The sequence below is a fragment of the Myxococcus sp. CA040A genome (assembly GCF_013336725.1).
Classification (GTDB): Bacteria; Myxococcota; Myxococcia; order Myxococcales; family Myxococcaceae; genus Myxococcus; species Myxococcus llanfairpwllgwyngyllgogerychwyrndrobwllllantysiliogogogochensis.
In genome coordinates, this window is record NZ_JABUMR010000016.1 from 35,099 (window position 1) to 47,785 (window position 12,687).

Consider the following 12,687-nt stretch of genomic DNA (forward strand, 5'->3'; position numbering starts at 1 on the left):
TCACTCCCCGCGTCCCACTCACAACGCCCCCGCCGAGCGCGGCTTGTCCTTCGCCTCCACGGCCTTCCCACCCGCCACCACCAGCGGCGGCGCCTTGCCGCCTCCCACCGCACCGGCCGGATAGACGGGACGCGTGTGGTAGATGCCCTCCAGCGTGTGCAGGAAGGACTGGGAGATGAGGTTCAGGTCCTTCAGCGTCAGGTCGCACTCGTCCAGCTGCCCCTCGGAAAAGATGAGGTTGATGATCTTCTGCACCTGCGCATGCAGCTTCGTGCTGGTCGGGTCCGTCATGGAGCGCGTCGACGCTTCCACCGCGTCGGCGATCATCACCAGCGCCGCCTCGCGGAACTGCGGCTTCGGTCCCGGATAGCGGTAGATGCTCTCGTCGATGGGCGGCGCGCCTTCCTTGCCCTCCTGCTCCTTCAGGGCCTTGTGGTAGAAATACCCCACCGTGCGCGTGCCGTGGTGCTGCGGAATCGCATCCGCCACCAGCTTGGGAAGCCGGTACTGCCGCGCCATCTCCAGCCCCTCCGTCACGTGGCGCTTGATGATGACGGCGCTCATCGCGGGCGCGAGCGCGTCATGCCGGTTCTCGCCCTTCTGGTTCTCCCCGAAGTACAGCGGGTTCCGACCCTTGCCGATGTCGTGGTAGTACGCGCACGAGCGCGCCAGCAGCGGATTGGCGCTGATGGTCTCCGCGGCGTTCTCCACCAGCGTGCCGATGATGATGGAGTGGTGGTACGTGCCGGGCGCCTGGACGATGAGTTCCTTGAGCGCCGGGTGGTTGAGGTTCGCCAGCTCCAACAGCTTGATGTCGGACGCGTAGCCGAACGTCATCTCGATGAGCGGCGTGAGCGCCATCACCATGACGGGCACCGCGAGTGACGAGCCGATGAACGAGCTCACCGCGGTGATGGCCGTGTCCGCCGACAGCCCCTTGCCCTCCACCAGGAACAGGAAGAGCACCGCCACCGTGTTGGCCGCGCCCGTGACGAGTCCCGCCCGGAAGATGCCCACGCGGTCCTTCGCCTTGACGATGCGGTCGGCGGCCACCAGCGAGCCCACCAGCGTGTAGATGCCGAACGCCAGCGAGTTGCCCAGCATCACGCCCGCCAGACAGGCGAAGACCATGGCGAAGAAGAGCGCCAGCTCCTGCGTGAGGATGAAGCGCACCAGCATGGCGCCGGCCGCCACCGGGAACACGTAGTAGAGCGCCTCGATGGGCAGCGCCGTGTACCGGTCCTGGATGGCGTCCGCGATGGACACCCACAGCTGCAACAGGGCCAGCGTCCCCACGAGCAGGATTCCCAGCAGCAACCCGTCCTTGCGGGTGGGCCGGAAGCGTCGGAACGCGCTGATGCAGAAGAAGTACGAGGCGACCACCAGCAGCGCCACCAGCCCCGTGCCCCCCAGTTGCACCTGCACCAGGTCCAACCGGTCCGTCTCCGCGCGCATCCCGCGCAGTACGACGAGGTGCCCTTCGTTCACCAGCTCGCCATCACCGATGACGCGCTGGCCCTTCTTGATGGAGATGACCGCGTCCTTCACCGCCTGCGCGGCCTGGTGACGTCGCGCGTCCGTCTCCGCGATGTTGATGGTGAGGTTGGGCCGCACCAGCCGCTTGGCCAGCCGCAGCACGGCGCGGCGCTGCACACCCGGCGCGTCCGGCAGGAGGTTGCCGGGGATGGAGGCGAAGCGGTCCAGCTCCTGGTGCGCCTCGCGAATGTCCACCACCTGCGGCGCGCCGTTGGGCAGCGTGTCCTCGCCCTTGTTCACCACGTCCCGGACGGTGAGCCCCTGGGGCGCCTCACGCGCCAGCTCCTCCCGGGAGCCCGCCACGTGCACCGGCCCCTGCTCGGAGCGGTAGGCCCGCTCCAGGAGCACCAGCGTGGCGGCCTCCACCTCTTCCGAGAACCCCTTCCCATAGAGCGCCTGGAAGTCCTCCGCCTCCAGCCCCGCGTCACGCTGGCCGAAGAGCAACTCCTGGAGCTCCGCCTGCATCGACTCACGGCCTCGGCGCTCGCGCTCCACCTGCTCCGGGGTCGGCGCGGGGTGGCGGCGCGGCTTCTTGCCTTCCTCCGGCTCGACGTCCGGCTGGGCGTCCGTCAGCTCCGTGAGCCGCTCCCGCATTGTCGCGAAGGAGGCTCGGACCACGGTGCGCAGATGTCCCACCACCGCGGGATTCAGGTCATAGACGGGTTTGACGGCGGCCCGGGCGTCCTGGCGTCGCTGGGTCGTCATGGCCCGGTGGACGACTTCGTAGTCGCGCGCGGCCTTGAAGCCCGCGGGGGAGCTGGCCCGGAAGGGCTTGCCGAGATTCTCCTCCGCGAGCGCGGGTATCTGCTGGCTGTAGAGGCCCGGGGAGATGACGAAGCCCGCCCCCACCGAGACGGCCAGCAGGAGGAACACCTGGACCGCACGCCGCCCCCAGACGCCTTTTCCCAACCCAAGGCGTGCTGCGAGCGCGTCCAACGGACTGGGCGCGGGGGACTGCGGTTCCGGTTCGTCCATGGAGGTCCTCACCCTAGATAGGGGCCGTGGCTCCATCAAGGCCGCAGCGCCCCGGAAAATTCACGGGGGCGGAAATACGAATGCCCGCCCGCCAGGGTACGGGCGGGTGGGCATAGGTAGGCCAGAGCCCGAAGTTCAGCCGACAGCGGCCTCGGGAGTCACGGGAGCCAGGGACGAGGCCCCCTTGTCCAGAGCCGAAGCGGAGTGGGCGGCCGCGCGAGCGTGCTGGGCCTCCTTCTGCGCCAGCTCCGCCTTGTCATAGGCGCGGATGACCTCCTGGACCAGCGGGTGCCGGACGACGTCCACGTCGGAGAACTCCGCGAAGTGGATGCCTTCGATGTTCTTGAGCACCGTCCGCGCGTGATTCAGGCCAGACATCTTCCCGGTGGGAAGGTCCACCTGCGTCACGTCGCCGGTGATGACGGCCTTGCTGTTGTAGCCCAGGCGCGTCAGGAACATCTTCATCTGCTCCACGGTGGTGTTCTGCGCCTCGTCGAGGATGACGAAGGCATCGTTGAGGGTGCGGCCGCGCATGAAGGCCAGCGGCGCCACTTCCACGACGCCCTCTTCCACCAGGGTCGCCGCGCGCTCGGCGGCCATCATGTCGTGCAGCGCGTCGTAGAGCGGACGCAGGTAGGGATTCACCTTCTCCTGCATGTCGCCAGGCAGGAAGCCCAGCTTCTCACCCGCCTCGACGGCGGGACGCGCGAGGATGATGCGCTTGACCTTGCGCTCCTGGAGGAAGGCCACGGCCATCGCCATGGCCAGGTACGTCTTGCCCGTACCCGCGGGGCCCACCCCGAAGACGATGTCGTGGGCACGGATGGCGTCCACGTAGCGCTTCTGGGCGATGCTCTTCGGAGCAATCTGCCGGTTGCCGGAGCTCTTGAGCACCGGGCCGAGCATGACCTCCTGGAGCGACTCCGCGCCCCGGCCGAGCACCTTGATGCCCTGCTCCACGTCCTCGCGGTACAGGGGGCGGCCCGCGCGAATCATCCCCTCCAGGTTCTCCAGGAGGCGCACGGAGAAGGCCACGGCGTCAGCGGGGCCGGACAGATGGAACTCCGTGCCCCGTTGTCCCACCCGGACCCCGAGGCGCCGCTCCATCAGCTTGAGGTTTTCGTTCTGGTTGCCGCACAGCGCCATGGCCGTCTCATTGTCCCGAACGTCCACCTTGGCGGAGGTGGTCGAGACGGCTGCGGTCGCTTCCAACGTGGCGGGATTTCGCAATGCGTGTCGTTCCTCGGTCGGTACCGCTGTCTTCAACGTAACGCCGCCCCCCAGGCTCCGAAAGACGACTTTGGGTAAAGGCTAGCGCAAGGGTGGCAGGAGGACGAACCGCCGAGCGGCCAGCCGCCGGTAGTAGTACTCCTCCCGCCAGGGGTATCTGAGTTCCTCCGAACTCAACAAACCAGCTTGCACCAAAGCATCCAATCGCTCTGGCAGCTCACCGCGTTCCAGACGGAACACTTCCAGCGCGGCCTCGATCCGGACGCGTTGGGCATCGGAAACATGACGCTGCGCCGCGGCGTCGGCGAACGCGGTGGCCGCGCGCGTGCGCTCCGGATCCGCCAGCGCCACCCTCGACACCACCACCGCCAGCACCGCCAGCACGCCCATGGTGGCGATGACGCGACCCACCGCGCCCCCCAGGCGGGAGAGCAGGCGCTCGTCCCCTGGTGCGGGAGCCCGAGCCCCCTCGGGGTGGATGACACGCACGTACTCGCCTCGCACGAGGTTGTGCAGGGCCTTGCAGGTCTCGAACTCGCCCAGGCAGCAGACGTCCACCAGCTTGCGCAGGTCGCGGCCCAGCGCGATTTCGTCATACACGCGCCGCTCGGTGGTGGCGATGACGCCCAGCTCCCCACCCTCCTCGCCTTCGCGCGGAGGGGGCAGCGCCTTGATGCGCTCGAAGGAGAGGTCGTCGCGGTGGATGGACTTCCGGATGACGGGCCACTCGTCCACCATCCGGAAGCCCTCCATGAGCACCGTCTCGGCGCGCAGGGGGCGGATGGCCTCGGCGTCGGGCTCCACCGGCTCCTGGATGAACTCGTAGGTGCCGGCCTTCCAGGTGAAGAGGCGGTAGAGCGTCTCCGTGGCCTGCAACTGCATCATCGACTGGAAGCGGTCCGCGGTGAGGGCCTGACTGGAGACGAGCACGTCACCCAGCCGCTTGAGGGTGCGCCGCTGCGTCTCCAGCGCGGCCTCCAGCTGCGTCTCGGTGATGAGTTCGGCGCGCACCAACATCGCGCCGATGAGGTCCTTGCGCTTCCGGGTGACGCTTTCGACCTTGATGATGTGGCCGTCGCGAAAGCCGATGCGGACTTCCTGGTCCTTGTTGTCCAGTTGGAGCGAGCCCGTCTTCTGCTGCTGCCCGATGAGCTGCAGGATGTCGCCGATGCCGAAGTCCTTGAGCGTTCCCTTCAGGGACATGGTTTCACTCCCCTTGCCGCAGCCGGTGCAGGCCGCGCAGCGACAGCAGGTGGACGCTCACCAGCAGCAACACCGCCGGCACCAGCTTGAGATACAGCGGCGCGTCCCCATGGGGCGCTCGCACCAGTCCGTGGTGCAGCAGCGTCGCGGCCAGCGCGAAGAGGAAGAGGAAGGCATACAGCGCGCCGCGCACCGCGCCTCCAGAGAACACATGCCCGGCGCCCGACAGCACCGCGCCCACCGCATACGTCACCCGGCCCGCCCACGCCTGATGACGCTGCACCTGATCCGCCTTGCGCTGCCGCAGTTGCTGCGGCACCAACCCCCGGCGGGAGAAGACGTTCACGCACTGACCACACTGAGCGCTGCCGATGCCCAGCTCCGGGTCACACCGCACGCAGACCGGGCGGCCACAGCGCTCGCACACCTTCGCGGCCCTCAGCCGCTGTGCCAGGAGGCCCCAGAAGACCAGCAGCACCGCCGCCACGGCCGGCAGCGCCCAGGCCACCGGCCCTGGCTCCACGCCCGGCAGCAGCCAGCGCTCCAGCTGCGCCTCCACCCGCCGCCCCGCTTCCGTTCCATCCGCGAGCGACAACCACTCCGACTCCGGCAGCGCCGGCGCCAGCATCAGCAGGTTCAACAGCAGCCGGTCCTCCGGGGGTGGCTCACGCCGGAGCAGCGCGCCGTCCAGCGCCTGTGCGGAGGCCGTGGCGGTGGTCACCCGCTCCATCGCCTTGCCCACCTGCTCGTCCGGCAGCGTCTTGGCCTGTCGGCGGTAGACCTGCGCGATGTTGTAGTGCGGGGCCGCCATCTGCGGATCCGCCTGGGACGCCTGCACGTAGAGCTGCGCCGCCCCATCCACGTCCCCCAGCCCCACCAGCGCGTTGCCAAAACGGGTCAACAGCCGGGCATCCCCGTTGCGCACCGCCGAGGCCGCCTTGAAGTGCAGCCGGGCATCCTCCAGCAGCCCGCGACGTGACTCGTACTGCCCCAGCGCCGCCAGCTCCGGGAAGGTGGCCGCGCGCGCTTCGTGCCGGGCCTTCACCCGAGCCATGGCGCCCTCGGCGGACAGGCCGCCGCGCTCCAGCAGATACACGTCCTCGGCGGGCGTGCCCGCGAAGGCCGTCACCCGGGTGAGCTGTCCCGCGGCCAGCGGCGTCAGCCCCAGTCCCGCCATCAGCACCGCCGCCACCACCCGCTCCTGCCGGGTGAGGTAGGGCACCACCACCGCCAGCAACACGAGCAACCGGGGCACCAGACCCATTCCCAGTGTCAGAGGCAGGCCCAGGAGCAACACCCCCAGCAGCGCGGACTGCCACCGGGCCACCGCGCGCGGCAGCAGGTGGTGGAAGTCGTGCAACGCGTAGCGCACCCGCCGAAGGAACAGCAGCCCCACCAGCGCCACCGCCGTGGCCGACCACGCCAGCAGCATCAGCGAGCCGAGATCCGCGAGCGCCGGTCCGCGATAGCGAGGGTCCAACGCCATCGACACGAAGGCCGCTCGCAGCTCCCCCAGGTAGCGGCCCGGCTCCGCCGGGGACGACAGCGCGTAGAGCTCCGCCAGCCCGAAGCGCGTGAGCGGCAACCGGGGCGACAGCTCCACCGCCAGCTCCGCCAGCCGAAGCGCCCCCCCCATGTCACCCGCTCGCCTGCGCACCTCCGACTCGCGCAGGAAGCCGATGCTGATGGGCTCCAGGTCCGCCGCGAGCAGCTCGCGCTTCAGCGTCACCAACTCCTGCTGCGCCTTCTCCGCCGTGGCGGAGTCATTCGTCGCACGCGCCTGCCGCCACCGGTCCCACACCGCCAGCACCTCGTCGTCCGACACGCGAGGCGTCAGGATGGGACTGAGCACCGGCCTGGGCGCGATGACGACGGGAGGCGGCTCGACCGGAGCAGGCGTCACGGTGGTCTTCGAGGGAACCGGGACGGCCGGGGCCTTCCCCTTCGCGCCCCTCGGGGACTTCCGGGGGACGTCGTCCGGGTCGGACTCGGACTCACCGTCGTCGACGGCACCCTCGTCGGCCGGCTCGGTCGTGTCGTAGGACTCGTCCTGGAGGTCGGGCTCGAGCGGACCGGGGTCCACCTCCTGGAGCCGCGTGGGCGCCTCGAGTTGAGCGGATGCCAACGCCGGAGTCAGGAGCAGCAGGCCCCAGAGGATCAGGGAGGAAAGCGGGAGGCGGATCATCCAGGGCTCGGATGATAGGCGAGCCCGGCCGAACCACGAAACGGAACGCCACCACTCCCGCCTTTCCGGATGAGGCCCACGGCCCGCGTGTTAGAGGGACGCACGTCGCGGGACTGTCCCCGCCAGGAGGCGACCGTGAGCGAAGTGAGCACCCCCGGGACGGAGCTGGAACGTCTGGTGGCCATCATGAAGAGGCTGCGCGCCAAGGACGGCTGCCCCTGGGACAGGGAGCAGGACCTGGGCTCGCTCCGGCCCTACCTCGTCGAGGAAGCGTTCGAGGTCCTGGACGAGATGGACCGCGTCGCCTCGGGCGGGCCCTGGTCCCCCCTGTGCGAGGAGCTGGGCGACCTGCTCTTCCAGATTGTCTTCCACGCCCAGCTCGCCGCCGAACTGGGCGAGTTCACCATGGCCGACGTCAGCAAGGCCATCAGCGACAAGCTCACCCGCCGACACCCCCACGTCTTCGGCGACCTGCGCGGCGTGGACGGCTCCGAGCAGGTCCTGGCCAACTGGGCCAAGCTCAAGGCCGATGAGCGCAAGAGCAAGACAGGCAACGCGGGCTCCGTCCTGGACGGGGTGCCCACCGCCGCGCCCGCCCTCCTGCGCGCCGAGCGACTGACCGAGAAGGCCAGCCGCATCGGCTTCGACTGGCCCGACCTGGCCGGCGTGCGTGGCAAGCTGGCCGAGGAGCTGGTGGAGCTGGACGAGGCCATCGCCTCCGGAGAGCGCGACGCCATCGCGCACGAGCTGGGAGATGTCCTCTTCTCCCTGGCCAACCTCGCGCGCTTCGTGAAGACACCCGCCGAGGATGCCCTGCGCATGGCCATCCTCCGCTTCACCTCCCGTTTCCAGCACATCGAGTCCGCCCTGAACTCCGAGGGTGTCCCCTTTGGCGGCGCCCCCCTGGAGCACATGGAGCGCCACTGGCAGGCCGCCAAGGCGAAGGAGAAGTCCCTCCCTCCTCCCATGTCGCTGCCCCGCGCTCCGGTCTCCACGCTGCGCCTGGGCGTGGCGGACCTGGATGCCCAGCGCGCCTTCTGGGACTCGCTGGCCCCCACGCTGGGCTGGATCACCAGTCGCCCCGGGCCGGACGAGGCTCGCTACGAGGACGGCTCGCTGCGACTCATCTTCCAGCGCGCCTCCACCTCCGCCGTGGGCACCCGCTTCACCCTGGAGGCCCCCTCCGCCCGCGCCGTGGAGCGACTGCGGCAGGAGGTGGAGCAGGCCCTCCCGGGCGGAGTCCTGATCCTCTCAGCCGGAAATCTGACCTTCCAGGATCCGGCCGGGCTGGTGTGGGAATACACCCCCTTCTCCGGATGATTCCCCCCGCGCACCCGCTGATCCGCGTCCAGAGTCCGGAAAACCCGGCTGGCCGCGCACGCCCGCCTTGACGCTTGCGAGGCGTCGCAGTAAGGACGGCCCCTCTTTTTAGCCTGCCTTTCGCTGGAGATTTCTCTTGGCCAACACCAAGTCCGCAGAGAAGCGTCACCGTCAGTCCCAGAAGCGCCGCGCCCGCAACGTCACCGTCCGTTCGGACGTGAAGACCGCGGTGAAGTCCGCCCGGGAGGCCATTGGCACCAAGGATGGCGCCAAGAAGACGGATGCGCTCAAGGCGGCTTCCAAGGCGCTGAGCAAGGCCGCCACCAAGGGCGTCCTGCACAAGCGCACCGCGTCCCGTCGTATCTCCCGCCTCGCCAAGGCCGCCACCAAGAGCGCGCGTCAGGCCTGATGCACCAAGGGGACTCCTCGGAGTCCCCTGCGCAGTTTCGGAAGCAGGCTCCCCGGGAGGAGGCATCCACCTCCTCACCAGGTGCTGGCCAGCCGATCAAACCCGTCGCGCATGAGCACTTCCGCCAGCCGGTCCATGGCCGCCTGACGGTTGGACTCCGCCTCGAGAATGTCTCCACTCCCCGGCCGATAGTCCTCGGTCCCCGAGATGACCGTCTCCTGGGGCTGCTGACCATCGCGCACCAGCCGCAGCCGCACCGTGGCGGAGACGCGGAAGAACCCCTCGAGGATGGTCGGCGAGCTCCACAGCACGAGCACCGTCCCCTCGACGCGCGCGTCGCACGCCCCCCCGCTCCCCAGTCGCCCCACCCGCGTCAGCTCCTGACGGAAGTAGCGCGTGAAGAGCGTCTCCAGCGCGGGCTCCGCCGTGTCATTGCCGAAGATGGGCGCGCACACGGTATTGACGCCCGCGGGCAGGCCCGAGCCGCGCGGCGTCAGGCGATAGCCACACCCTGAAAACAACGCCGAGCAACCCGTCAGCAACACGGCCAGGTGGAGACGCCGTGAGGCCCTCCTGAAGGGAAGCGACATGGCCGGCACCCTACCCGCCCGAAGCACTCCGTCAAGCGCGAGGGCCCTCGGGCGGCTCCGATGAGGGCGCGGTGAGCACGGCCCCGCTCGCATCCCTCACCACGACGCCTCGGGCCTTCACGGCGCCCGCCAGCGTGCTCCAGGCGCCCAGCAGTCGCGCATCCCGCTCAGAGCCCCGCCGCGCCAGCCCCAGGGGCCAGCGCAGCCGTCCTCCGGTGGACGTCTCCAGCACCAGCGCGTGCACCCGACACACCGCCGCCAGCAGGCCACCCAGCGCCGCCAGGCCGAACATCACGAGCTTCAGCGGGAGCCCCACGGCCACGAACCCCACCACCGCGAAGCCACACAGCACCAGGGCCTCGAAGAAGGGACGCGACTCCAGCGTCAACGCCCGGAGCTGGATGAGCTCCACGATGAGCGGGGGGACAGCGTCGGCCGCGCGGTAGGTGAGGCGCCCGCCCTCTCCGACGAGGGAGCGCCCTCCGCCCAGGTCCGCCGAAAGGAAGGGCCCGAGCGGTGATGGCACGGGCGCCTCCGGGAGCGGGGCGCCGCAGGAGATGCACCGCGCGCCGCCCGCCGGTTGGGGCTGGCCGCACGCGGTGCACATGACGAGGACCTCGGCGGGCACCCAGGGTCCCCGCTCAGCCGACGACGAAGTTCACCAGCCGCTTGGGCACGAAGACGAACTTGCGCAGCGTCTTGCCGGTGATGGCGGACTGCACCCGCTCATCCGCCTCGGCCGCCGCGCGCACGTCCGCCTCTCCCGCGTCCGCCGCCACGCGAATCTCCGCGCGCAGCTTGCCGTTCACCTGCACGGCGTAGGGGATGACGTCGTCCACCACCAGCGCCGGGTCGAAGTCGGGCCACGGCTGCGCGACGGTGAACTCCTTGCTCCCGTAGGCCTCCGCGATTTCGTCCGCGATGTGCGGCGCGAAGGGCGTGAGCACCACCGCGAGCAGGCGCACCGCCTCCGCCATGGCCGCCTTCTCCGCGGGCGTCTCCGGCGTCCCGGTCGCGGACAGCGCGTTGAGGCCCTCCATGATGCCGGCGATGGCGGTGTTGAAGGACAGCCGCTCGATGGCCTCCCCCACCCGCTTCAGGCACTTGTGCGCCACGCGGCGGATCTCCAGCGCCTTGCCCTCGAAGGGCCCGTCATGCGTGGCACCCGCCACGGAGGCGTGGTGGGTGGAGGCCAGCACCCAGACGCGCTTGAGGAAGCGGAACACGCCGTCCACCTGCTCGTCGGCCCAGTCGAAGTCGCGCTCCGGCGGGCCGGCGAACATGACGTACGCGCGCGCGGTGTCCGCGCCGTACTCTTGGACGATGGCAGCCGGCGCGACGACGTTGCCCCAGCGCTTGGACATCTTCCGGCCATCCGGGCCGTTGACGATGCCCTGCGTAATCAAGCGCTTGACGGGCTCGTCCACCGGGCTCAAGTCCAGCAGCTTCATCACCCGGGTCCAGAACCGGAAGTAGAGCAGGTGCATGACCGCGTGCTCTGGCCCGCCCACGTAGATGTCCACGGGCAGGAAGCGCTGGGCCTGCTTCGGGTCGAACGGCGCGGCGTCGTAGTGCGGCGACAGGTAGCGAGCGAAGTACCAGCAGGAGTCGACGAAGGTGTCCATCGTCTCCGCCTCGCGCCGAGCGGGGCCACCGCACTTCGGGCACGTGGTGTTCACCCACGAGGCGACCTTCGCCAGCGGGGGCTCGCCCTTGCCGGTGAGCACCTCCTGGACGTCGATTTCCGGCAGCTTCACTGGGAGCTGCTCCACGGGCACGGGGATGCCGTGGCGCTCCGGGTCGCACTTCTCGCAGTAGACGATGGGGATGGGCGTGCCCCAGTAGCGCTGGCGGCTGAAGCCCCAGTCCTTCTGGCGGTACGTCACCGTGGCGCGGCCCTGGCCGTCCTTCTCCAGCTTCGCGGCCATCGCCGTGCGCGCCGCCTCGGACGTCATCCCGGTGTACTCACCCGAGTCCACCAGCACGCCGTAGTCGGTAAAGGCAGCCTCCAGCGCCTCGCCCGCCGGGAGCTTGTCGCCCGTGGCCGGCTGGATGACGACCTTCACCGGCAACGCGTACTTGCGCGCGAAGGCGAAGTCGCGCTCGTCGTGCGCGGGCACGCTCATCACCGCGCCCGTGCCGTAGTCGCTCAACACGAAGTTGGCGATCCAGATGGGCACCTGCTGGCCCGTGAAGGGATTGACGGCATGGGCGCCCGTGAAGATGCCCTCCTTCTCCGTGTCCTCTCCCGTCCGCTCCGTCTTGGACTGGGCCGCCATGCGCTTGACGAAGGCGTCCACGTCCGCGCGGCGCTCGGGCGTCGTCACCTGAGCCACCAGCTTGTGGTCCGGCGCGAGCACCACGTAGGTGCAGCCGTGGATGGTGTCGATGCGCGTGGTGAAGACGCGCAGGGAGGCGTCATGGCCCTGGATGCGGAAGTCCGCCTCCGCGCCATCCGAGCGGCCAATCCAGTTGCGCTGCATCGAGGTGATGCGGTCCGGCCACTCCTTGAGCGTGTCCAGCGCGTCCAACAGGTCCTGCGAGAACCGGGTGATTCGGAACGCCCACTCGGGCATCTCCCGGTCCACCACGGGCGACGAGCAGCGCTCGCACACGCCGTCCTTCACCTGCTCGTTGGCGATGACGGTGTGGCAGCCGGTACACCAGTTCACCTTGCTGAAGCGGCGATAGACGAGCCCGCGCTCCAGCATCTTGATGAAGAACCACTGGTTCCAGCGGTAGTACTCGGGCTGGCTGGTGTTGACCTCGCGCTCCCAGTCGTAGCTGTAGCCGAGGCTCTTCATCTCGTGCTTGAACGAGACGATGTTCTCCGCGGTGCGGATGGCCGGGTGCACGCCGTCCTTGATGGCCGCGTTCTCCGCCGGCAGACCGAACGCGTCCCAGCCCATGGGATGAAGCACGTCGAAGCCGCGCATCAGGAAGTAGCGCGCGTACACATCCCCAATGAGGTAGTTGCGCACATGGCCCATGTGCATCTTGCCACTGGGGTACGGCAGCATCTCGAGCACGTATTTCTTCGGTGCGCCCGGGCGCTTGCCTGCCCGGAAGATGCCGGCCTCGTCCCAGCGGGCCTGCCACTTGCCTTCAATCGACTGCGGCTCGTAACGCTCGTTCATCGCCATATCCGCTGCGCCTCTTATGGGAGGGCCGGCCCTGGGGGCAACAAGTCTCGCCGGGCCCTCGTGCTCGCCGACACTCGGCGGGGACGGAGCCCTCCC

Annotated in this window: 9 protein-coding genes; 2 read left to right on the forward strand and 7 right to left on the reverse strand. The window is 69.5% G+C overall.

All coding sequences use genetic code 11. From position 1 onward, the window contains the following. Positions 1–18: 18 nt before the first annotated feature. The 4 genes from HUA75_RS42555 to HUA75_RS42570 form a co-directional block, all read right to left on the reverse strand. On the reverse strand, positions 19–2,511 hold the full coding sequence (locus tag HUA75_RS42555) for an HD family phosphohydrolase (protein WP_174489699.1): 2,493 nt from the start codon (positions 2,509–2,511) through the stop codon (positions 19–21). Between the two features lie 135 nt (positions 2,512–2,646). Then, positions 2,647–3,741: a PhoH family protein gene (locus HUA75_RS42560; protein WP_174466578.1), complete on the reverse strand. Its 1,095-nt coding sequence runs from the start codon at positions 3,739–3,741 to the stop codon at positions 2,647–2,649. 81 nt (positions 3,742–3,822) lie between these two features. Continuing rightward, positions 3,823–4,944, reverse strand: a complete 1,122-nt coding sequence (locus HUA75_RS42565) for a DUF4388 domain-containing protein (protein WP_174458866.1) — start codon at positions 4,942–4,944, stop codon at positions 3,823–3,825. Between the two features lie 4 nt (positions 4,945–4,948). After that, positions 4,949–7,129, reverse strand: a complete 2,181-nt coding sequence (locus HUA75_RS42570) for a tetratricopeptide repeat protein (protein ID WP_141647338.1) — start codon at positions 7,127–7,129, stop codon at positions 4,949–4,951. 144 nt (positions 7,130–7,273) lie between these two features. Here HUA75_RS42570 and mazG point away from each other — a divergent pair, with 144 nt between their 5' ends. Both mazG and rpsT read left to right on the forward strand, forming a co-directional pair. Further along, the gene (gene mazG / locus HUA75_RS42575; RefSeq protein WP_371746323.1) at positions 7,274–8,449 is read left to right on the forward strand and encodes a nucleoside triphosphate pyrophosphohydrolase; all 1,176 of its coding nucleotides are present in this window, start codon (positions 7,274–7,276) and stop codon (positions 8,447–8,449) included. A 136-nt stretch (positions 8,450–8,585) separates the two neighbouring features. Next, complete coding sequence (gene rpsT, locus HUA75_RS42580; RefSeq protein WP_141647340.1) at positions 8,586–8,858, forward strand: 30S ribosomal protein S20; 273 nt, start codon at positions 8,586–8,588, stop codon at positions 8,856–8,858. A 74-nt stretch (positions 8,859–8,932) separates the two neighbouring features. On the opposite strand, the gene lptE is transcribed toward rpsT, so the two are convergent. The 3 genes from lptE to leuS form a co-directional block, all read right to left on the reverse strand. Beyond that, a complete protein-coding gene (gene lptE / locus HUA75_RS42585) occupies positions 8,933–9,448 on the reverse strand; it encodes an LPS assembly lipoprotein LptE (RefSeq protein ID WP_174489701.1) in 516 nt (171 codons plus the stop codon). 31 nt (positions 9,449–9,479) lie between these two features. Continuing rightward, on the reverse strand, positions 9,480–9,974 hold the full coding sequence (locus tag HUA75_RS42590) for a hypothetical protein (protein WP_254628065.1): 495 nt from the start codon (positions 9,972–9,974) through the stop codon (positions 9,480–9,482). Between the two features lie 115 nt (positions 9,975–10,089). Then, the gene (leuS, locus tag HUA75_RS42595; RefSeq protein ID WP_174489702.1) at positions 10,090–12,591 is read right to left on the reverse strand and encodes a leucine--tRNA ligase; all 2,502 of its coding nucleotides are present in this window, start codon (positions 12,589–12,591) and stop codon (positions 10,090–10,092) included. Positions 12,592–12,687 lie beyond the last annotated feature (96 nt).